The organism is Xanthomarina arctica (assembly GCF_014638915.1).
Taxonomy (GTDB): domain Bacteria; phylum Bacteroidota; class Bacteroidia; order Flavobacteriales; family Flavobacteriaceae; genus Xanthomarina; species Xanthomarina arctica.
On sequence record NZ_BMFQ01000002.1, the window covers coordinates 235,359 to 259,607 of the forward strand.

Genomic DNA, 24,249 nt, shown 5'->3' on the forward strand with positions numbered 1-24,249 from the left:
TTTAGTTGCTATTAAAAAGGAGGAATCAAATCTAAGTATGTTATAAATTGAATATTAAAATCGTCCAAATATTTAATGACACTTTAGTTTAAGTAAAGTTTTTAAATCAAAAATTGAGACGGTATTAAAAATTTTATTAAGTGCATTGCTGTTTCATGATTCCTTTATTATTTATACAATTTTTTTTCGGTTTGTAAGAATTGGCTGGACAAATATAGAAAAATATTCCAAATAATCTATGAAATACATATAAATCCGACAAAACACACAAAAAATGTGTTTTGTTTTTGTTTTAGGGTTTTCTTTTACCTTGGGTTCCCTATGATAAATTGACTTCTTATGTGTAGGCTATTTTGTAACTTGTAAAGCCCATTAGACCGTTTTTTAAGGCTTGGTCGCCTCTTTTACAAAAGCGGGAGCACCAAAAAAAAAATGGCGACCAATTGGTCGCCATCTTAAATGTATCTAAATTCTTTATTAATTTTGGTCTATAACAATCTTCTTATTAATGAGTTTGTTATCTGACGTTCTCACTTTAATAATATAAGTACCTTCAGAAATCTTACTAACCGGAAGCTTACATTCATGAGCCAATGGCGCATTGGTTGCGTTCCATGATCTAACTGTTTGCCCTAGCATGTTTACTAGATACACTTGTTTGATATCTATTGATGTTGGTACATTGATATAAATTTCGCTAGTAGCATTTAAAAAGTTTACTACTACATTAGAGAATTCTTCATCAACAATATTCAGGATCGCATCTTCTTTAAAGGTTATAAAGTATCTGTTAGCATGACTGCCTGCGTCTAAAGCTATTTGGTAGTTAACGGTATTAATTCTAGAATAGGTGCTTAATAAGGCATCGTATACATAGACATCTATAGGGTTATCAAAATTCTCTAAGTCAGTTAGCTCGATTTGGATGGTTCCAGAGATTCCTAGATCTAAGGTTACTGGATATATATTATCATCATTGAATTGTCCGACACCTTGGATTACGTATTTCTCATCTTCAATTATAAAGGACATGTCACTAGGGAAGTAGTCTGCGTTTTTAGCATCATACCCATAATCAACACCATCCGTGGCTTCGTTGTTTGGTGTAAAGGCCAATAATAGAGGTCTAATAGCACCTTCAGGTGTGGTGAAATTTAAACGGACACGTTTAATAAGTTCCTCGTTGTTCTCGTTGTCCTCGTCGTTTTCGGTTCTTAAGAAAACAGAATCTCCAGAAGCTTGAGTTTTAAAAATACGTTGGCTGTTATTAAAGGTAATGAGTCCACCATCGGTATCACCTGTTACATAGTATCCTTGACTCACAGGAATATATCGCTTTGGAACTAAGCCAACGACTCCTATTCCAGCTATACCTGGAGGAGGTGAAGTTGCTCCGATGCCACCAGATAATGAATAAGTAGCATATCCACCTTCGTAATCCGCAGTAATATGTGATGCATTTGTTTTTGAATGTTCCCAGAAATAAATAGGCCCAGTAATACTACCTTGATTATCAGCAATAAATAAATTGGCATCGATGGCTGAAGGGTATGGATTTCCAACTAGTGCTTCATTACCACCAGTTACTGGAGATGTCAGTGTTCCATTGTTTGGTTTACCAACAAAGGTGTAATTTTGCAGTTCTGGATATGATGGCGCTGTACCATTACCACTACCTTTCATAGTGTAGCCAAGACCTACAGGAACATTGTAAGCTGGATTAATTGGAGTCCAATCTGCATAGTTCCCTGCTGGGAAATTTTCATATAAATACAACCAACGACTACTTAAAGTTACAGGATTAGTGCTTCCTGTAGCATCATTTGCAGCAATCCATGAAATAGGAAGACTTCCACTGTATAATACAGAACCAATTTGGTATGTATTTCCATCTGTACTTACAGGAGAACTCCAATAGTTATAATTATATAAATTGGTTGTTCCTTGTTGATCGCGATGAAGAACACCAGATCCGGAATAATCAACGATACTACCCATAGGTTGTAATAGTTGCGATTCTCCAATTAGATCCAGAGTACCATCTATTTTAAGGTATTTATTAACATATAACGGTTGGTCGTTGCTAATACTTAATGTATTACTGTCAACTATTAGACCATGAACAGTTGTTATTCCTACCTCAGGAATTCCTGCAGGTCTGTTTGTCGTTACATTAGTTCTAGTTCTAACAATATTCCAAGTTTGTAAACTATTAGGAACAATATTACGATCTCTTGAATTTGGTATTTGTTGGACAGAACCTGCAGACCAGGTTGTAGCATTATCCCAAGTAGTATTATTTCCTATTGAAATATAAGGGATAGGAGCAGTTTCAGATTGATTACTTGTCATGGCATTTAATTTGCCAGGAACAGGAGAGGATGAAATATCCTGAATATTACCAGCAATAATATTGGTTTGAAGTCCAGTATTCATTTGGTAATAACCCCTTAAATCATTCCATAATAATGGACCAGTAATATCTAAAGGTATCTCTTCTCCTATAACATTAGAACCACTTTGTTTTATTTCTTGGTTCATCATTTCACGGATTTGACTTTGAGATAAAGCCGTATTCCAAATGCGGACTTCATCAATACCCCCAGTAAAATAATTGATAGGCGAATTATTTGTTCTATCCATAGCACCAATTAATGCTTTGTTTGTATTTGTTCCTGGCGAAGCGCCCGAAGCTGCACGTATAAAAAAGCCATCAATATACATGGTATAACTTGCTCCGTCATAGGTGATTGCCACATGGTACCATTTGGTAGAGCTAATAGACTGCCCCGTTGTTGCAGTTATTTGAGAGCTGTTATAACGGAAACGCAAGTTGTTGCCTACAAGACTTAAATCATAACCTGATGCGGTTGATGTACCATTTCTTTTAGAAATAATAGTTTTTGTTCCTGAAACATTATTCGGTTTTATCCACGCTTCAAGGCTAAATGAGCCTATTTGATTATAATTATCTCCAAAACTAATATTGTCTCCTGCACCCTCAAAAATGATGTTAGAACCACAGTCAGGAATATTAATTACCAAATTGCTTGGTGTATCTCCACAAGGTGATGCATTGGTTGCAGTCCAAGTTAAGGTATAACTTGTACCACTTTCACCAGTGAAATTAGAATTATGAGCAATGACATCAGAAAAGAAACCTGTGTTAGGGGTTGCTGACCATTGACCAGTTACATTGTTTGCATCAAGCGCAATCGTTGTAATAGAACAATTGGTTAGTATTAATGCATAATCAATATTGGTTGGGTTGGCATCAGCCATTATATAAGGAGTTATTTGAATATCTACGGTTTCAAAAGCGGCATCACAAGGTCCAGTAGCTCCTGTACCATCAGGATCGTCGGTTGTATATGTAAGCGTAATGGTACTAGAATCACCAAATCCAAAAATATATGAGGCGTTTGGATCTGTATTATTTGGTGAGAAACTCCCGCTTCCAGAAGTTGTCCAAATACCAGAAGTTGCACTACCACTTAAATTTGCTTGTAACGGAACACTTCCATCAGCAAAACAAATTGGGGAGGTTATTGGGTCAATGGTTACTACTGGAATCTCATTAATTATTAAAGATCCAGTCGCTCTCTTGACATCACACGCAGAGGTTGTGGTAATCTCATAGGTATAGTTTCCGAAAACGGTTGGTGTTCCATTAATGGCATATTCCAAACCGTCAAAAGTATAGGAAAGACCATTAGGGAAAACGTTTAAACCTAAAGAAGTTGCACTTCCATTAAGATACCACTCAATATTTGGTGCTGTTAAGCCTCCACCAATATCATAAGTAATCTCATCCATGACTGTGCTTTGACATATAATTTGATTGTCAGCTCCAATAGGAGATGTTAACCTAATAAATGTGGATAAGGTAGCAAATGAGATATCATCTAAAGCAAAATCGTTACCACCTGGTGCTGTATTTAAGTTTCGTATTCTAATAATAGCTGTAGTTGCTACTCCAGAATTCCAAGTTGGGTTACTATAAAATCGAACCCAATTAGTTAAATCAACCTGACTCTCTGATGTTGGTTTTGGAGCAGTGTTTAAATTTGCAATTGATCCAACTAAAACACCATTAACTTCAAACTGTAATCGTGCTGGTGAAGCAGGGTTTAAATTCATGGCATAAGCACTAAAATAATAATCTGTATTAGCTTCTACAGTAACAGTTTGCTCCCATATAATGCGTTGTCTTGGTCCTTCTGGTCCAGGAGGGTCAATGGTAGTAGAACTACCATTGACCATAAGGAAATTTCTGGCTCCAGTGCCGTTATTGGTATGATCTCTACCATGAAAATTAGGATGATAACCCTGTGGTGTTCCACTTGCAGTACCATAAGCACTTGTATTTACAGCATAGGTACCTTCTTGATACAGACCTGAATTATTTGCTCCATTGTAAAAGCCTTGCCTTTGGGAATATTCTGTATTGAAACTTGGGGCTGCTGCATTAAAATTAGTAAAGTCACCATCCGTTACTAACTCCGTGGCAACATTTATAGTGGTAGAAACACTACATCCATCAGAAGTAATTCCAATAACTTGATAAGTACCAGCGGTATCTACATATATGGTTTGTGTAGTCTCACCATTGTTCCACACGTAGGTCACAAAACCTGGGCTAGCTTGTAATTCGACTGCATTACTATTAGGAGGAGCTGGGCAATAGTTTACAAAAACATTTAAAACAGGTACAGGAAACACATTAACCGTTACCGTTTCAGTAGCCGGACATCCGTCACTATTAGTAACTGTAACCTCATATTCTGTAGTTTCGTTTGGTGTTACTGTAATTTGATGGGTAGTTGTTGTTGCTGGTAAACTGCCAATATCTCCAGATACTACATCCCAATCATAATCAAAATCACCACCAGCTTTAGAAGCTTGTACTTGAAAGTTATCTATTAATACATGTGGCTCAACTATATTATGTGCGCCATAATCATCACATACAGTTACATAATGCCCCCAAAATGGCCACCATATCCATTCCCATACTTGATAACAGTTATAATTACCATAATCATAATCAGAACCATCATTAACTTGTAAGCGTATATTTAAATCTGTAGGGTTATTTACTTCAGGAGGGAGTGGTATATTAATATCCTGCCATTGAGTAGTATTTGTAGGTAATGGTAAATCAGCGTAATTATTATCCCAGTTACCACCATTGTAGTTTGGAGATTGAATTTGAACACGTACGCGCTTATAATTTCCAAACAGGGCAACCCTTTTTGCCTGAAAATAGACAATAAAATCTTGATAATTGTTTAAATCAGGACCGTCTATTTCGAAACGCCAGTTACCATTGTCCTCAGTGCCACCAAGTCCATTATTCCCGTCTTGATAGTTATCAATTTGTCTTAGAGCAGTTCCTGCAGCATTTGCTGCAAATGCTGGTGGTGCTACTGATGCAATACCTGTTTGAGTTCTGTCAAAACCAATATTACTATAAACATCAGAAGTAATACCAGTTATTTCATGACCATTTAAGTTGTCATAAATATTTCCAGAGTTAAAATCATAATTTACAAGGATAGCATTATTGGTGCCAGCTCCTGCTACTGAAGCGGTTAAAATACTATTTTCTCGAGCACAAACTGTACTTGGAGAAGCCGTTACAGAATCAATTACCGGGATATCCAATACCTCAATAGAAGCAGAAGTAACACTACAGCTTGTTGCAGTATTTGTAAAGGTAAAGGTAACATTACCATGACTCATACCTGTAATAACACCTTCATTTGTAATTGTTGCTACACTAGGACTGTTACTTGTCCAAGTTCCACCAGTAGAAGGTGATAAGGAATGAGTTTCATTTACACATATGGTATTATCTGTTGGATAGTTTCCTACTATTGGTAAAGGATTGATAGTTACCGCATTCGTGGTACTGCTACATCCTGTAGTTGTGTTAGTATAAGTAAATGTTACTGTGCCACTATTAACAGGCGTAATTGCACCACTGTTTGTTATTGTTGCAATACCTGTATTACTACTTGTCCATGTGCCACCTGTATTTGGGCTTGCAGATTGAGTATTGTCATCGATACAAAAGTCATAATCACTTACATTAACTATTGGTAACGGATGCACTAAAATAGAAAGCGTGTTACTTTGTTTAGGATCACATGCTGAAATATCAGTAGTCATATAAACAACGATGGTATAATCAGCCGTTGGAGCAGGGAAGGGTGTAAATGTTGGGACTGCTGTTGTGCCTTCAGAAACACCATTAATAAACCATTCGTAGAATTGCGTAGTTCCTGCGTTGACAGGTGTTGCCGTAAATGTTAGAATTTCACCATCACAAATTTCATTATTAGCATCGTTGGAAGCAATTGTTACACTTGCGTTTGAAGCAGGATCCAATATTGTTACAGTAGCTGTACAACTCGATGAATTGCCAGAAGCATCATAAACTGTTAAATTTACCGTGTTAGTTCCTAGGTCACTACAATTGAATGTGTAAATGTCTAATGCCATTGAAGAGATGCCACAGTTATCTGTAGAGCCGTTATCAATTTGAGCAGTAGTTATGTTTGCAGTTCCAGTAGCGTTAAGGGTGATGGAGATGCTTTGGCAGATAACATTAGGAGGTGTTGTGTCTGTAATAATCACATTTTGCGTTTGCGTTGATGAGTTACCATTTACATCCTCATAAGTCCAAACAATTACAGTTGTTCCTTGAACGGTAATTGGTAAAGTAGCATCGTTTGTTACAGTTACTAAACCACCACAATTATCTGTTGCTGTAGGAGCAGTTAATGAGGTTACCGAACATTGAGCTGTTACGTTAGGTAGAGTTGCAAGATTTGGAACAGGCGCAGTAACATCCGTAATAACTATATTTTGCGTTTGAGTTGTTGCGTTATTGTTTACATCCGTATAAGTCCAAGTAACTACGGTTGTACCTTGACCATTGATTGGTAAAGTAGCATCGTTTGTTACAGTTACCGTTCCGCCACAATTGTCTGTTGCAGTTGGTGCTGTTAATGAAGCAACCGAACATTGATCAGTTATGTTAGGTAGAGTTGCAAGATCTTGAACAGGCGCAGTAACATCCGTAATTACTATGTTTTGCGTTTGAGTTGATGAGTTGCTGTTTACATCCGTATAAGTCCAAGTAACTACAGTTGTACCTTGACCATTAATAGGAAGAGTTGCATCGTTAGTTACAGTTACTAAGCCACCACAATTATCTGTAGCCGCAGGAGCAGTTAATGAGGTTACCGAACATTGAGCTGTTACGTTAGGTAGAGTTGCAAGATCTGGAACAGGCGCAGTAACATCCGTAATAACTATATTTTGCGTTTGAGTTGATGAGTTACTGTTTACATCCGTATAAGTCCAAGTAACTACGGTTGTGCCTTGACCATTGATTGGTAAAGTAGCATCGTTTGTTACAGTAACTAGACCACCACAGTTATCTGTTGCCGTAGGATCCGTTAATGAGGTTACCGAACATTGAGCTGTTACGTTAGGTAGAGTTGCAAGATCTGGAACAGGCGGTGTGTTATCAGTAATAACTACATTTTGCGTTTGAGTTGATGAGTTACTGTTTACATCCGTATAAGTCCAAGTAACTACGGTTGTGCCTTGACCATTGATTGGTAAAGTAGCATCGTTTGTTACAGTAACTAGACCACCACAGTTATCTGTTGCCGTAGGATCCGTTAATGAGGTTACCGAACATTGAGCTGTTACGTTAGGTAGAGTTGCAAGATCAGGAACAGGCGCAGTAACATCCGTAATCACTATGTTTTGCGTTTGAGTTGATGTGTTACTATTTACATCGGTGTAAGTCCAAGTAACTACAGTTGTACCTTGACCATTGATTGGTAAAGTTGCATCGTTTGTTACAGTTACCGTTCCGCCACAATTGTCTGTTGCAGTTGGTGCTGTTAATGAAGCAACCGAACATTGATCAGTTATGTTAGGTAGAGTTGCAAGATCTGGAACAGGCGCAGTAACATCCGTAATCACTATGTTTTGCGTTTGAGTTGATGAGTTGCTATTTACATCCGTATAAGTCCAAGTAACTACAGTTGTACCTTGACCATTGATTGGTAAAGTAGCATCGTTTGTTACAGTTACCGTTCCGCCACAATTGTCTGTTGCAGTTGGTGCTGTTAATGAAGCAACCGAACATTGATCAGTTATGTTAGGTAGAGTTGCAAGATCTGGAACAGGCGCAGTAACATCCGTAATTACTATGTTTTGCGTTTGAGTTGATGAGTTACTGTTTACATCGGTATAAGTCCAAGTAACTACAGTTGTACCTTGACCATTAATAGGAAGAGTTGCATCGTTAGTTACAGTTACTAAGCCACCACAATTATCAGTAGCAGTAGGAAAAGTTAAAGAAGTGACTTCACATTGCGTCGTTACGTCAGCTAAAGTTGCAAGATCAGCTACAGGAGCAAGGGCATCTACTAATGTTATATTAAAAATAATGTTACTAGGATTACCATTATCATCGTTTGCGATAAGAGAAATAGTTTGTACCGTTCCACTTCCTGATATAACAGTACCTATAGTAGGTAATTGACCTAAAGAGGAAGGAGTACAGTTATCTAAAGCGGTTATAAGTCCCGTATAATCAGGAATAGAGAAGCTACAGCTGGCATCTAAACTTTCATTTATGTCAGGTAGAATAGCCGGAGAAATAGTAGGAGCTTGATTATCAATCACTGTTACATTAAATTGACATCGTGGTTCTAAAGTTGGAAGCCCTGTAGCTATAACATGTTCTTCATATTCAATTAATACTGGTCCTCCGACAGGAAAGTACGAACCAGGGGCAGGACCAGTTACACGTACTATTTCATATAATCCATTATTTGTAGTAGGGGGAACCCAAGATACATTAGCCCCACATACATCTGGATCATTGTTAACAGAAATTGATCCTGGACAATCAATTATGGTTAAAAATTTAGAATTATTAATATAAGTTGTTTCATAATCCGGCCTAAAAGACAAATACCCTTCCAAAGGATTATAAATTTGATTCTTGCCAAGGGTGTTGTGAAGAGAGCTATAATTTTTATCAATCGAATTTGATAACCCATTAAAGCTAATAATAAGAGATATTATTAGAGTGTAAAAAGTAGTTATTTTAGTCATAGCAGTTAGTTTTTTGTAAAACTTAGAAAGCCATAGATATCCATGGACAATCTGTTACATAAAATGTTTTTTTAGCTATAATCAAGAAGGGAGATCCCAATTTAATGTATGTTCTTTATTTTTAATAATAAAATCGTTTAACTACCCATTTATTCTTTGAAAGATGTAAGGTGTTGATAATAAATGGAGTAATGGGATTGTGAAAATTATATTTTAATGGATTCCTCGAATACCACGAATTGATATGACTGATTTTTTTAATTGGTTGGGTTTGTTCACTTTTTTATTGTTAAACTGAATCACACAAAGATTCACAGGAATTCACGGAGTTTTTTTGAAGATTATATTTTTGTTGAAACTAATTACTAAGAATGACTTGAATTTTACAAATTATAAGTGTCTTCCACAAGCTTAGATTGACACAAAGGATCACGAATTTGTATCTTCATATTTCTTCTTCTCATTTTATGAGACTTACGTTAATAAGACGTAGGAACCTATGGGATGACAGCCTCAAGTGGTTTTGTTGATGGTATTATTATAATTTTTTAAGGTCTGATTATATAAGTCATACATTAATTTTATTAATGCCTTGAAATTCCTTAATTTTAACTTCAAAATAAACCAAGATGGCTAAAGAAAAATTAGGATTAAACACCATTTGTACCCATACGGGAGAAATTAAAGACGAACAGTTTAAAGGTGCTGTATCGCCAATATACATGTCTACTTCGTATCAGTTTGAAGATGTAGATGTTAAAAGATATCCGCGTTATTTTAATACACCAAACCAAGAGTTTTTATCCAAAAAAATTGCTGCCTTAGAACATACTGAAGCAGCCATGATTTTTGGTTCTGGAATGGCTGCCGTGAGTACCACGTTTTTAGCTTTTTTAAAGACGGGAGACCATTTGGTGGTTCAGAATCCGCTTTATGGTGGTACCAGTAATTTTATTAGAGAAGAATTACCAAAATATGGGATTGAATTTACCTTTACAGATGGGTATCAGGTTTCAGACTTTGAAAAGGCTATTCAACCCAATACCAAGTTGATTCATATTGAAACACCTTCTAATCCATTAATGACTATTACAGATATTAAAGGCGTTGCTGCTTTGGCAAAATCGAAGCAAATTATCACAACTATAGACAATACCTTTGCAAGTCCTATTATTCAAAACCCAATCGATTTAGGGATGGATATTGTTATTCATTCGGCCACCAAATATATGGGAGGTCATAGCGATATTTTAGCGGGAGCCGTTGCTGCTTCTCAAGAACATATTACTACAATTTGGAACGTTGGGAAAAATCTTGGCGGTAGTTTAAGCGATTTTATGGTTTGGATGCTAGAACGCAGCATGAAAACCATGGCTTTACGTGTGAAAGCCCAAAGTAAGAATGCCAAAAAATTAGCTAAATATTTAGAAAAACATCCAGACGTGAAACATGTGTATTATCCAGGACTTAAAAGTCACCCAGAACATAAATTAGCTAAATCGCAAATGAACCGTTTTGGAGGAATGATGTCTTTTGAATTGACTGATAATTTAAACGCTTCAAATTTCTTGAAAGCTTTAAGTCTTATAAAACCTTCCATGAGTTTAGCAGGAGTGGAGAGCACCATGTTATTACCAACTTTAACATCTCATGCTTTATTAAGTGCAGAAGAAAGAGCCAAATTAGGTATTAACGATGGCCTCATTCGTTTTTCCGTTGGTATAGAATCCAAAAAAGATCTTATTAATGATATTGAGAATGCTTTTTCTCAAATTAAATAAATCTTATTTTTTAATTTAATAGTTAAAATCCATTTGCTATCAAAACAACCTTACATTCTAAAAATAAACACGCATCCGGCTACGATTTTCATACCCTTTGTAAGGTGTATAAAGATTTAGAGCCCTTTGTATTTGTGAATTCATACGAAACCCAAACCATTGATTTTTCAAATCCGAAGGCTGTAAAAGCCTTAAATACGGCTTTGCTATTTGCTTATTATCATATTACTTATTGGGAGTTTTCTGATCAAAATTTATGTCCTCCAATTCCTGGGAGAGTCGATTATATCCATCATTTGGCGACGCTTTTAAGTAGTTCTGGGATTAAAGAAAATATACAAGTTTTAGATGTTGGTACTGGAGCTACCTGTATTTACCCTTTGTTGGGAAACGCGGTTTACGACTGGCAATTTCTAGCTTCGGATGTTGATAAGGACTCTTTAGAAAATGCCCAAGTAATCATTGATAAGAATCGGTTATCGGACAAAATAAAATTGATTTTTCAAGCTGAGGTTTCTCAAATTTTAAAAGGAATTTTTAATACTTCGGATAAGTTGAGTGCCACTATGTGTAATCCGCCTTTCTTTAAAAGTGAAGCAGAAGCCATAGAAGCAACCACTAGAAAACTGAAGGGGTTGGGGAAACCATCTGAAACCTTGGTGAGAAACTTTGGTGGTACCTCTAATGAACTTTGGTATGAAGGAGGTGAAAAAGCGTTTTTGCACACCTATTTATATGAAAGTTCTTTTTTTAAAGAGCAGTGTTTTTGGTTTACAACTTTGGTTTCTAACAATGACCATGTTAGGTCTATGAAAGTATCGCTTAAAAAGTTAGGAGCCACAGAGGTAAAAGTGATTCAAATGACACTAGGAAACAAAATATCTAGAATCGTTGCTTGGACATTTTTAACCAAAGAGCAACAAAAGGATTGGAATTAAAGTAATTACTCCTGATAATTTGTAATTTTGTCTCTCCCGAAACTACCAAATAGGAGGTTTCGACTTCTTCGATTGAGAGGTGAAATAAGAATTTGTTAAATTAAAATAATTTTAAATGAAATTAGATATACTTGCGTTTGGAGCGCATCCTGACGATGTAGAATTAGGCTGTGGAGCTACTTTAGCCAAAGAAATAGCCGCTGGAAAAAAAGTGGGGATTATCGATTTAACCCGTGGGGAATTAGGAACTCGTGGGACTGCTGAAACTAGAGATGCTGAATCTAATGAAGCAGCAAACATATTAGGAGCCAGCATCCGTATTAATTTGGCCTTTGCTGATGGGTTTTTTGTAAACGACCAAAAACATCAATTGGAAGTCATTAAAATTATAAGAAAGTATCAACCAGAGATTGTAATGTGTAATGCTATTACAGATAGACATATCGATCATGGTAAAGGAAGTAAACTAGTTAGTGACGCCTGCTTTTTAAGTGGTTTGATAAAAATTGATACGAAGTTTGATGCAGATGATATGCAATGGCAAGATCCATGGAGACCAAAACAAGTGTATCATTATATTCAATGGCAACCTATTGAACCTGATTTCTTGGTGGATGTATCAGGATTTATGGATAAGAAAGAGGCTTCTGTATTAGCTTATAAAACCCAATTTTACGATCCTAAAAGTGATGCGCCAGAAACTCCTATTTCAAGTAAAAATTTTACAGATAGTATTGCATATAGAGCAAAAGACTTGGGTAGGTTAGTAGGAGTTGATTACGCTGAAGGGTTTACTGTGGAACGTTATCCTGTGGTTAACAGCCTGTTCGATTTAAAGTGAAAAAATAATTAAATAATATTATAAAAAGTCTTTGTTAAAATCAAGAAAACATATACCTTTGCAATCCAATTTAAAATGGTGATTGTAGCTCAGTTGGTTAGAGCATTGGTTTGTGGTACCAAGGGTCGCGGGTTCGAATCCCGTCTTTCACCCAAAAAACAAAAGCTTCACAGAAATGTGAGGCTTTTTTTGTGCCTTTTTTTTGACAAATCGCGAGTTATTCTTACGTGTTTAAAAGCTCTTCAAGTGCGTAATAAAGCCTGTTTTGAGCGTTTTCTTGAGATCCGTAAAACGATTTAAATACTCTGGCGTCCTGATTTAAGATAATCCAATGTGGTGTGCCTTCACAATTAAAAAAGTCAAACCATTTATGATGGTCATCCATATAAATTGGAAAAGGGATTTCTTTTAAAGTAAAAATATCTAAAATCTCTTGCTTAGAGATGGTTTGATTTCCAAAGGTGCTATGAATAGCAACAACAGAAAGCTCTGGATAATCTTTTGAAAATTGATAGGCTAGGGGAATAGCACGACCAGTACAACCCAAACATTGGTTGTTGTAAAACAGGATTAAAAGCGGCTTGTTTTTGTATTCTTTTATAAGATCTGCTGGCTCACCTTCAAGCGTGGTTACAGTTATGTTATCTATTTTTATCATGTTCTGGATAAAGCTAATTTTTATTGAAGATAGTACGGACAGGTCGCGACCTATTCGTAAGATTTCTAATTTAAAACTCTATGAAACTCTTCTATATTCTCTTGTCTACCACTAACATATAATTTATCGTTTTGATACAATTTTTCGTTAGGTCCAATATAATCAATCACTTCATCCTTACGTTCGATGGCTAAAATATTAATCCCAAATTCTTTTCTAATATTTAAATCTTTTAATGTTTTTCCTAAAATTCTGCCACTATCAATATTGATACGTAAACAAGTAATATTGACATTCGGAATCTTAGTTGATCTGAAGGTATTAGGAAGTTTCTTTTTAGAATTGAAAACTTTATAATTATCGGCACGGATGAGGTCTATAAATTCTGAAATATCGTTTTCAGGCACTAGGAAATCGTGTAGCACACGGGAAAATATTTCAATAGATGTTTCAAATTCTTCAGGGATCACATCATCTGCACCATATGCTATTAGATCTGAAATCTCTTTGACATATCGGGTTCTTACAACCAAATAAACCGACTGACTGATGTCTCGAATGTTGCGTATAATCGTTCTCGTTGCTTCGGCATCAGAAATGGCTACAACTACAGAACGTGCTTTCGATAAATTGACAGTTTCTAACATGTGAGGTTGTGTGGCATCACCAAATATGATAGGAATTCCATTCGCTTTTTCACGCTTTACTGTTTCCGCATTAAATTCGATAACCACATATGGAATGTTACTAAATTGCGATGCTTTTGCTAAGTTAGAACCATTGATTCCAAAACCAATAATAACTAAGTGATTGCTTAAATCGATCTCCATGTTCGCTTCTATTTCTTCTGTATTCTCTTTTGAATTTGAAGTCAAAGCTTTAGCTATTTTTGTATTGTGAAAACGGTCTGAAATATTTTCAGAAAAAATAATAACAAATGGTGTAAGCAACATGGTAACAATGGAAACAGCTAAAAAGTATTGATTGGTTTCGGCTGATAATAAGTTATATTCAATTCCAACTTTTGAAAGTATAAAGGCAAATTCACCTACTTGAAATAGAGATAAACCAGTAATTAAAACCGTTCTGGAGGGGTAATTTAAAATAGCGACAGATAAAGCCACAATGGACGATTTGATAATTAAAACAGCTAAAACCAACAAAAGAATGATTCCAATATGGTCGAAGAAAAATTCGATATTAAGGAGCATCCCAACCGAAATAAAGAAGAAACTAATAAACAACTCTCTAAATGGTAAAATGATGCTAGTTGCCTGATGACTAAATTCTGATTCTGAAATAATAAGTCCAGCCATAAAAGCACCTAAGGCTAAAGATAAACCTGCCTGAGAGGTTAAAAACGCTACTGCAAAACAAATGGTAATAGTTGTTAATAAAAACAATTCCTTGTTATTTGTTTTTGCTACGGCATACATAATTTTTGGCACCACATAACGTGCACTTAAAATAGTAATAACAATAACCACCACCGATTTAAACAATAAGGTTAAAACGCTAGTTGTAACGTCTGTGCTTTCTCCCGCAATAATAGGCGTAAAAAGCATCATGGGAACCACAATAATATCTTGAAAAATTAAAATAGCTAAAGCATTTCTACCATGAAGAGTAGACATTTCATTTCTATCCTGAAACACTTTTAAAACAATGGCTGTACTAGAAAGAGAGAATAAAAAACCAATAAAAACAGATTCATTCCAGCTATTCCCCAAAAAATAATAGCAACTACCTGCAATTAAAACGGTTAATCCTACCTGCAAAAAACCACCTATAAAAATGGTTCTCTTCATGGATGCTAATTTTTTAATGGACAATTCCATTCCAATTACAAACAAAAGTAAAATAACCCCTATTTCTGAGATAACCTCAACTTCCTCAACAGCATTAACTAGACTTAAACCATAAGGCCCAATAATGGCACCAGTAATTAAGAACCCTAAAATAGAAGGTAATTTGGCTTTTTGGAGTAGAAATACAATAAGTACTGAAAAAGCTAATAAAACTAAAATGTCTTGTAATAAGGGAAAATGCATATGTTAGTGGTTAAACTTTTTTTAAATTATAAAATACTTGAGAATTTGCAATGCCATAAAAATATTTAAAAGGCGAATATTCTTTTTTAGTTATTTCAAGTTGGCATTCCTTAAAAAGAGTTTCCAGCTTGTTATGATTAAAACCAATATGTGTGTATATATATCCTTCCTGTTGTCTTTCTATTTTTAATCCAAATAAAGATTTAATAATATTTTTAAAGGTTGCGTCTCCTTTATTTTGTCCGATAAGATATCTTATTGTGTTTTTCAATAGCGATGGGAAGCCAACTTCCAAAGGCACAGAAATAACAATTCTTCCGTCGTCATGTAAGAAATTCGCAATTTCTAATAGGCGTTTTCTCTGATTGGATTCCGAAAAATGCTCCAAAACTTCCAGACAAGAAATGACGTTGAAAGAAGCAGGTTTTAAATCTTTTAAATTATTTGTAATAAAGATCTGATTTAGTTGCTTGGTTTCAATAGTATCTTTTAATTCTTGAAACATAAAGTCCAAAGGATCAAAACCATATAATTTAGCCTCGGGATGTGCCTGGTGCAAGCACTCTAATAAAAAACCATCTCCAGTTCCAAAATCCAACAAGATTTCGTGAGACTTCAAATCAATTAGCTTCAAAGCGATATTAAATCGTTTTTGATGTGAAAACTGTTTGATGGATGATTTGTTATTTCTTGTGCTATCTGCGTAAGCCATACATTCAATTTATGTTTGGTAAACTTAATAAAAATAAAAAAAGCTTTCCTGTTTTGGAAAGCTTTTTTAGTCATATTTATTTGGGTCTATTCCGTAATAACATCTACAACAATTTTTTGGTCTCTATTAGCAAGTTCCCAAGCAGTATAGAATACTAATCGAGTACGAGTTTCAAGTAAATCGTATCTAATTTTATCTGGAGTATCCGATGGCTTGTGGTAATCGGCATGTGTTCCATTAAAGTAAAAAATTACAGGAATGTTATTTTTTGCAAAGTTGTAATGATCACTTCTGTAGTAAAAACGATTTGGATCGTCATCCATGTTATACGTATAATCGAATTCTATATTAGTATATTTATTATTCGCTTCTTCCGAAATGGTATGTAATTCGGTGCTTAATTTGTCGCTTCCAATTAGGTATAAATAATTTCCATCTCCATCATCATGTTTTTCGTCTACTCGTCCAATCATATCAATATTTAAATTGACAACGGTATTTTCAAGTGGAAAAATAGGATCTACATCTGTATAATATTGAGAACCTAAAAGCCCTTTTTCTTCCCCAGTTACATGAAGAAATAAAATAGAACGTTTTGGTCCATGACCATCTTTAGCTGCCATTTTAAAGGCTTGAGCAATTTCTAAAACTGCTACAGTTCCAGATCCATCATCGTCTGCTCCATTATAGATCTCTCCATTTTTTACCCCTTCGTGATCTAAATGTGCTGAAATAACAATAATTTCATCAGGCTTTTCTGTTCCTTTTATAAATGCGGCTACATTTTCTGAAACGATATCCGTAGTAACATTTTTATAATTTAATTGAATAGGCAAGTCAATTTTTTTGTTTTCAACATCCGTTTCAATAGTTGGTAAAATGCTTTTTGCTAAGTCTTCATTTATTAAAAAATAATACATAGTCTCTTTTTTCTCCTTTAAGGAAATGTTATTACTCGCACTTCCAAAACGAGCAACCGCCATATCGTAGACCTCAGGATAATATACTAGAACAGCAACGGCACCTTTTTCTTTAGCAATATCTCGTTTGTTGCTAAAAGCTTGTCTAAAATTAGACCATTTAGAAGCGTTAGAAGTACCAGTAATTAGGTAATTTCCATCAGCATCTTTTGGTTCTCCAGATTTTATTAAAACCACTTTTCCTTTTACGTCTAAGTCCTTGTAACTTGAATATTTTTCGTCTTCTATGCCATAACCTGCAAAAACAATTTCAGAAGCTGTTAATGTACCATCTTGCACTGAAGAAATTGAAACAAAATCTTCTATATTGGTATAGGCCTTATCATTTATAGTAAATGCTACCTCTGGTACTCCTAGTTTTTCTAAAGGAACATTTTGAAAATATTGGTTATTAGGAAGAGCAGATGGAATGTCCATTGCAATATATTTATCCTTTAAAAAGTTAACCGCTTTTTTTTGTCCTTCATCTCCAGTACCTCTCCCTTCAAATTCGTCTGAAGCATAGATGTAAAGGTCTTCTTTTAATTCTGCAGAAGTAATTGATTCTCCGTAGGTTGTAATATCTAAAGGGATTGTGTTTACAGTTGTGGTCTGCGTCTTTGAATCGGTTTTTTGTGAACCGCAAGAAAGGACAAAACCAGCACTGCAAATAAGAAATAGCACTTTTTTCATGTGTTTGTGTTTTAGTAGTGAATGAAACAAAAATAGTTAAACCGACATGGGTGGAATACAGTTTTTAACAAACTTTAACACCAAAAAGGAGATTTACATGTTTTCGTTTAGAATTAATCTGTTTTCTCGATTAGCTAATTGCCAAGCTGTAGCAAAAATAAATTGAGTTCTAAGTTTTAAAACGTTGTAATTTATTTTTTCTGGGGTGTCTGTTGTTTCATGATAATCTTCATGTTCTCCATTAAAATAAAAAATTACAGGAATATTATATTTAGCAAAATTAAAATGATCGCTTCTGAAGTAATACTTTTTTTTATCATTTTCATCATTAAATTTATAATCCAATGTTAAATTAAAAAAGGAAGTATTTATTTTTTCTGAAAGAATATGAAGCTCTTTACTAAGTCTATCTGCTCCAATTAAATATAAGTAATTCTCGTTTTCTAGATGGTGGTTGTCTACACGACCAATCATGTCGATATTTAAATTTGCAATGGTTTCCGATAAAGGAAAAATGGGAAAATCCGTATAGAATCTAGAACCTTCCAGACCAATTTCTTCAGCCGTAAGATGTAAAAAAAGAATGGAGCGTTTAGGTCTGTAACCATCATCGACTGCCTTTTTAAAAGCTTGAGCTACTTCCATAATGGCCACAGTTCCCGATCCGTTGTCGTCTGCCCCAAAATAGATTTTGTCTTCTTTGATACCTAGATGGTCGTAATGTCCAGAAATAATAACCACTTCTTCAGGTTTTTCGCTTCCTTTTATATAGGCCAACACATTTTCGGAAGCTTTTGTATCGTGTAAAAAGTAGGACTTAGGGATTATTTGGAAATACACCGAATCATTTATTGGTGATAAAATGTTTTCGGTCTGGTAATATTCCTTTAAAAAATTAGCTGCTTTTTTTTGGCCACTTTCGCCTGTACCACGACCTTCAAATTCATTACCTGCAAACTGATGTAATAAATTGCTTAATTCTGGAGCTGTTATGGTATTAATGTATTTTAGTATGGTTGTACTATCGCTAATGATAATATTGTCTTTAAGCGTTTGTATTTTTGTGCTGTATTTTGGGGTAGCACAAGTACCAACTAATGTCAAAATAGTTGTTATTAAAAAAAACCTCATAAATTAATAGCTTATTTACCTATCAAATAAACTAAAAATAGTTGAAATTGAGAAAGATACTTTTAAATTAAATTAAATTAAGTGGATTATAACCTTCGCATCTTCAACCAAATTCATTCAAAATTTGAAATAAATAATGTTTCAGGAAAGCATTCTATCTCAAGGTCAATTTGGAAATACGTTTTCTTAAGGACCTAAATTGTATTGTGAATTATTGGAATAGCATAGAGGAGGAGGAAGTGTTTTCAATGCTGAGCCTTCACATAGAAAAAGGGAGCTCCAATTATCATTTATAGTTGAATTAAATTGAAATAAAAAATCCTGTGAGACCAATATATAATGGTTAAAACAGGATTTTATACTAAGATGACAAAATGATTATTCTATGTCAAGGTCGTCTAGATTTATATCTTCAAGTTCTTCCAAGGCATCTTCTTGAGATTCTTGCTCTCTTTGTTCTAATTCTTCGGTATTACCAACTTCAACTGTATAAAAAATAGATTTATAAATAGAGATAGAAAGCGAAATAATGGTTAATAGAAATACTAGTTGAACGGTTTTTATCGATTCACTATTTTTTTTTGAAAGATAAAATGCTATCATTCCAAAGATTAAGGCCGCAATAGCAGGGAAATATGCTAAATTGGATAAGGGTAAAACAGAAAGAACAAGTGCTAAAACAGAGGCTATAATTCCTAAAATGATAAAAAGCTTTCTCATATAATTAATTTTTTAGACCAGTTGCCGATTTAATTTTTAATTCGCCATTACCTACTGCAACTTTAAATTTGGCAAAAACAGGGATTTTATTCTCGTCGGCTGTTAGCCATAATAAGTTATCGTTTGTACCTTTTAGGACGTTGCTATTTTTTATGGAGATGCCCAATTTATAACAAGATTTACTACCAATACTAGTGCTAATAGTTTCTTTTCCTAAATATGCTACAACAATCTCTGTAGGTTTGTTATCGAATATCATTGTTAGTGTCGTGGTTTTACCAGTTGCAAAACTGCTTAAATTTAAGGTCCTTAAATAATAGATGGTGGATACAATATCTTTTGTGCTACTAGAGATGGTTAGTGTCTTATTTTGGTCGTAAGTGCCACCACCTTTCTTTTTCTTTCTAATTAAACTCTCAGCAGTTCCCTTAGAGTGGTTGTATTTATATTGTACAAATTTTGAATAGCTACCTTCGTTAATATCTCTTTTATACAAATATGGTTTTACTGAAGTAGGACTAACATAACTCTCATAAAGATCTCGGATTTTAAAAAAATTATCCCATTTACTATAGGTGGTCGCTGTACACTTTAATCTTAAAAGTGTGGCTTTGGATGTTTTTACCTCACTGGTTTCCATGTTTACTTGTGCTAGTTCTGTTAATACACCAGACATGTTATAGGAAGCAGTAAATGCTAATTTTTCTCCAGCATTAAAAGCATTGTTTTGTGCAAAGCTTAAGGAGGGAGCAAATAGACTTAAAAGAAAAAAATATTTCAGCATATAGTAGTAAGTTTATTTTATTACAACGAAGGTAATAACATTTTTTGTGCCTAATATATAAAGTCTCAAAAAAAGTTTGGTTTCTATAACGGGTGTTGTTATAGGGAATTGGATTTTTAAATATATAGATAGAACGTATTTACGAAAATAATTTAATCCTATTATTTTCTGAGTGTTGACGTTGTTTTTTATTAATTCAAATTTATTTTTTGGAATAACATGAAATAATCGACAAAATGCTTGTTTTTTTCGTTTAATTACATAAATTTGTGTTATTGAACCCAAAATCTTTAATATGAAATCTAAAATTACTTTATTCTGTCTTACTTTTTTATTAATGGCAGGCATTGGAACTGCTCAAAATAAAGACGCACCTAAAAGCATTATCAGTCAAGACGTATCCATTTCTAAATATCATGATAGAAAGGAACTCGAACAATTTCAAAAAGGAACATTGTTAGGATTGTATAATGAGCGTATTGAAATTATCATTAAAATTCTACCTTATATTGCTTTTGCTACAAAACCTGGAGTTACCATGTCTACGTTTGGTATTCCAGATACAAAAGATAATAGAAGTGCTTTGGATACTCAAATTGAGGCTACTAAAAATTATTTTGAAAGTACCATGGAATTTCAAAATAAAATTTTGCCCTACTCAGATCGGACAAATTTAATAGCAGCCATTTTATTTTATGAAGAAACTTTAAAAGCGCTGCATATCTATAGCGAAAACAATAGATTCTAATTGTAATCTATCAATTAAATCCTCATTTTTCTAAATATTGAAATATCATTATTTAGAAAAATTGTAACAAATTTGAAATTTTTGTAAGAAAATAACACAAAAATAAATTGATTTACGCATTTCGTCGTGTTTATTTGTATTTAGTGGAATTTATTTATATGTTTGAACTATAATAAAGAGAATTTTTTTGATTAATAAATAACTATTTTAACTATGAAAAATCTGGCCCAAATTTTATGTATTTTTCTATTAGTGTGTTTCAATGTATACCCTCAACAAGAGAAAGGTATTATTGGCACTAATAATTGGTTAAGTTCTTGGACAGAATTTAAACCAGACCATATTGAATATGGAGAAGCTACCGAAATTCTTACAGGAAACATTTCAACAGATACAAAATTGTTAAAGAGAAACATTTACTTGTTGTTAGGAAATGTTTTTGTTACTAACAATTCAACTCTTACAATAGAACCAGGAACCGTAATTATTGGCGATTTTAAAACCAATGGTTCTTTAATAATAACTAAAGGAGCCAAAATAATTGCAGATGGTTCAGTAACCGATCCAATTGTTTTTACTTCTAATAGAAGTGTTAAGAAAGCTGGAGATTGGGGAGGTGTCATACTACTTGGAGATGCGCCACTTAATAAGTTTGGAAATGGATCTTCTATAAATCATAATTTTAAAGCAGCCTCTTATGATAACATTAGTTATGGTGGAGAAAATATTGAAAGCAATTCTGGTATTTTAAGATATGTAAGAATTGAGTTTGCTGGTAAGAAATTAAAAAGTGGAGAGAATTTCAATGCTTTGCTTTTAGCTGGTGTCGGAAGTCAGACGATTATAGAAAATATTATGGTTAGCTACTCAGCAGGAAATTCTTTCGATGTTTTTGGAGGTCAAGTTAATTTAAGCAAAATGGTATCCTTAAAATCAGACAGAATAGATTATAATTTTAATTATGGAGCCCAATGTAATCTCTATAACTCTTTGGCAGTAAGATCTTCTTACGTGTCAAGTTCTGAAGGATCTAGATGTTTACAAGTGGCATCTTATAACAATGACAAAGAGGAAGTGGATTTTTCTAAAAAACAAACCTCAGTCATGGCAACCAATCTAACATTTATTAATGCGAGCGATAATTTACAGGCAGAAATTAAAATGGGCTTAGTTAAAGAAGCTATTTATGTTTCTGAGTATGCATCGTTAGATATGAGTAAAAGTGTTATTTCTGGTTTTAACCCAGCAGTGTTGTTTGATAATAAAATAAAAATCAATAACGAAAATTTAGATAAAATCAAGTTTACAGAAATGTATTTCAATAATTGCAATGGAAATATTTTTACTGAATACAATACTAATAATGAAGATTTAGAGAGCTGGTATGGGAATAGTAGTTTCTTTAATGTGTATTCAAAAGGATTGGATTCAGAAACATTTATTGATTTGAAAGACACAAAAAGACCTGACTATAGATTGCGTATAAATAAAATTATCGCATCTAGTCATGATTAATTGATTTAAACTTAAACTGATGATGTAACGATTACATTTAAGAGAATTTAATTAATCCAATAGTATAACCCTCAATTTTTTAGTACAGATGACTAATAGTCAGGCGCATGGATAAAACTACTTTTGTAAAAAAACTTTTTTTTGTAATGTGTTTTTTTGTTCTAATTTATAATCAGAACTTAAAAGCTCAAATAGGAATTGGCGCTCCAAATTTAGGATTTACTCAGGCATGCGCAAACGAGATGTTTGACACGTACTATGTTTCTTTTGTTTTTTCTCCGGAATCAGGACTAGGAGCAGGTAATCAATTTAATATCGAATTATCTGATGCTAGTGGCGATTTTTCTAATGCCACAGTTATTACGCCTTTAACAGGAGGATCAAGTACAACCTCACCTGTAACACTTAGTTTTTTATTGCCTACAGATACTGCAGGAGAATCTTACAGACTTAGAATAAAAAGTACAGCTCCTGCTGCTACAAGTTCTGGGTCTCCTACTTTTGCAGCATATTATAAAGTTCAGGATAGTCCATTTTCAATAAACAATTTAATTTCTACAGCAGCATATTGTGCTGGAAGTAGTTACCTATTAACCATAGATAATCCGGGAACTGGATTAAACGATTCCCCATTAAATTATCCAAATCTTACTTTTAAGTGGTATAGAGAAACAAGCCCTACAACTTCTGTTTTTGTTGAAGATGGTGAAACCTTATTGGTAAGTAATCCTGGAACTTATTTTGTGAAAACAAATTATGGTACCTGTACTTCAGATTCTTTTTCAAACCGTGTTACCGTTTCTCAATCTACATCTGGTTCTACATCTGATATTGTTTCCAGTCTTGGAAATCCATTCTGCCCAAGTGGCGGACCAACCACATTAACAACAAATACTGGAAATAGTTACCAATGGTTTTTAGATGGCGATGCCATTTCTGGTGCAACCAACCAAAGTTATGAAACCAATGTATCTGGAACTTTTTCTGTAAGTATCGATTTAGGAAGTTGTACAACAACTGCCACAATTGACCTTATAAGCGAAGGGTTTACAAGTAGTATTAATGTAGACGATGTAAATACTCTGGAACTGGGGGATACATTATATGTGCTAGTTTCTACTACTGCTATCAATCCAGAATTTCAATGGTATTTAAATAATGCCATTATCCCTGGAGCAATAGAAGATTTTTATGATGCTACCGAGTATGGAACCTATAAGGTTACTATCAGTCAAACTACGGGTTGTGTTTTTTCAGATGAATTTTTATTTGAAATAGAAGCTCCAGTAGATCCTTTTCCTAGTGTAGCAGAAATTCCAAATTTAATAAGTCCTAATGGAGACGGTATTAATGATACATGGGTTATTCCAAATATATATGTAAGTGGTACCAATACTGAAGTCTTGATTATGGATTCTTATGGGAAAATATCCCTTAAAACTACCGATTATCAAAATAATTGGCCAATAAACGAAATAGATTTTAAGAGTGTTAATCCTGTATATTATTACGTGATAACCACTCCAGATAATGAAACCAAAAAAGGTTCTATAACCATAGTAAAATAA

General features: G+C 34.1%; 14 protein-coding genes and 1 tRNA gene. 7 read left to right on the forward strand and 8 right to left on the reverse strand.

The genetic code is table 11. The annotated features are described in order from the left end of the window. Positions 1–477: 477 nt before the first annotated feature. Positions 478–9,150 (reverse strand): DUF8693 domain-containing protein, encoded by an 8,673-nt coding sequence (locus tag IEV77_RS07315; protein ID WP_188463361.1) that lies wholly within the window; start codon positions 9,148–9,150, stop codon positions 478–480. Between the two features lie 629 nt (positions 9,151–9,779). Here IEV77_RS07315 and IEV77_RS07320 point away from each other — a divergent pair. From IEV77_RS07320 to IEV77_RS07335, 4 genes are all read left to right on the forward strand, one after another. Beyond that, positions 9,780–10,931 carry a trans-sulfuration enzyme family protein gene (locus tag IEV77_RS07320; protein WP_188463363.1) on the forward strand — a complete coding sequence of 384 codons (1,152 nt, stop codon included), beginning with the start codon at positions 9,780–9,782 and terminating at the stop codon, positions 10,929–10,931. 38 nt (positions 10,932–10,969) lie between these two features. Further along, the gene (gene rlmF, locus IEV77_RS07325; RefSeq protein ID WP_188464813.1) at positions 10,970–11,869 is read left to right on the forward strand and encodes a 23S rRNA (adenine(1618)-N(6))-methyltransferase RlmF; all 900 of its coding nucleotides are present in this window, start codon (positions 10,970–10,972) and stop codon (positions 11,867–11,869) included. A gap of 115 nt (positions 11,870–11,984) precedes the next feature. After that, positions 11,985–12,710: a bacillithiol biosynthesis deacetylase BshB1 gene (gene bshB1, locus IEV77_RS07330; RefSeq protein WP_188463365.1), complete on the forward strand. Its 726-nt coding sequence runs from the start codon at positions 11,985–11,987 to the stop codon at positions 12,708–12,710. Between the two features lie 77 nt (positions 12,711–12,787). After that, positions 12,788–12,863: transfer RNA gene (locus IEV77_RS07335), tRNA-His, on the forward strand. A gap of 70 nt (positions 12,864–12,933) precedes the next feature. Here the strand turns inward: IEV77_RS07335 and IEV77_RS07340 are convergent. The 7 genes from IEV77_RS07340 to IEV77_RS07370 all read right to left on the reverse strand — a co-directional run bounded on the left by IEV77_RS07340 (position 12,934) and on the right by IEV77_RS07370 (position 20,418). Further along, positions 12,934–13,368, reverse strand: coding sequence for a TlpA family protein disulfide reductase (locus tag IEV77_RS07340; RefSeq protein ID WP_188463367.1), 435 nt, complete (start codon positions 13,366–13,368; stop codon positions 12,934–12,936). A 65-nt stretch (positions 13,369–13,433) separates the two neighbouring features. Continuing rightward, positions 13,434–15,419 (reverse strand): monovalent cation:proton antiporter family protein, encoded by a 1,986-nt coding sequence (locus IEV77_RS07345; protein ID WP_188463369.1) that lies wholly within the window; start codon positions 15,417–15,419, stop codon positions 13,434–13,436. A gap of 10 nt (positions 15,420–15,429) precedes the next feature. Then, positions 15,430–16,131 (reverse strand): class I SAM-dependent methyltransferase, encoded by a 702-nt coding sequence (locus IEV77_RS07350; protein ID WP_188463371.1) that lies wholly within the window; start codon positions 16,129–16,131, stop codon positions 15,430–15,432. Positions 16,132–16,217: 86 nt separating this feature from the next. Further along, positions 16,218–17,783 carry a M28 family peptidase gene (locus IEV77_RS07355; RefSeq protein WP_188463373.1) on the reverse strand — a complete coding sequence of 522 codons (1,566 nt, stop codon included), beginning with the start codon at positions 17,781–17,783 and terminating at the stop codon, positions 16,218–16,220. 93 nt (positions 17,784–17,876) lie between these two features. Continuing rightward, positions 17,877–18,914: a M28 family peptidase gene (locus IEV77_RS07360; RefSeq protein WP_188463375.1), complete on the reverse strand. Its 1,038-nt coding sequence runs from the start codon at positions 18,912–18,914 to the stop codon at positions 17,877–17,879. A gap of 378 nt (positions 18,915–19,292) precedes the next feature. After that, a complete protein-coding gene (locus IEV77_RS07365; protein WP_188463377.1) occupies positions 19,293–19,634 on the reverse strand; it encodes an FUSC family protein in 342 nt (113 codons plus the stop codon). A 4-nt stretch (positions 19,635–19,638) separates the two neighbouring features. Then, on the reverse strand, positions 19,639–20,418 hold the full coding sequence (locus tag IEV77_RS07370) for a DUF3108 domain-containing protein (RefSeq protein ID WP_188463378.1): 780 nt from the start codon (positions 20,416–20,418) through the stop codon (positions 19,639–19,641). Between the two features lie 295 nt (positions 20,419–20,713). Between IEV77_RS07370 and IEV77_RS07375 the strand changes: the two genes are divergently transcribed. From IEV77_RS07375 to IEV77_RS07385, 3 genes are all read left to right on the forward strand, one after another. Continuing rightward, positions 20,714–21,166 (forward strand): hypothetical protein, encoded by a 453-nt coding sequence (locus IEV77_RS07375; RefSeq protein ID WP_188463380.1) that lies wholly within the window; start codon positions 20,714–20,716, stop codon positions 21,164–21,166. Between the two features lie 213 nt (positions 21,167–21,379). Then, complete coding sequence (locus IEV77_RS07380) at positions 21,380–22,681, forward strand: beta-helix domain-containing protein (RefSeq protein ID WP_188463382.1); 1,302 nt, start codon at positions 21,380–21,382, stop codon at positions 22,679–22,681. 146 nt (positions 22,682–22,827) lie between these two features. Then, positions 22,828–24,249 (forward strand): T9SS type B sorting domain-containing protein, encoded by a 1,422-nt coding sequence (locus IEV77_RS07385; RefSeq protein ID WP_229736608.1) that lies wholly within the window; start codon positions 22,828–22,830, stop codon positions 24,247–24,249.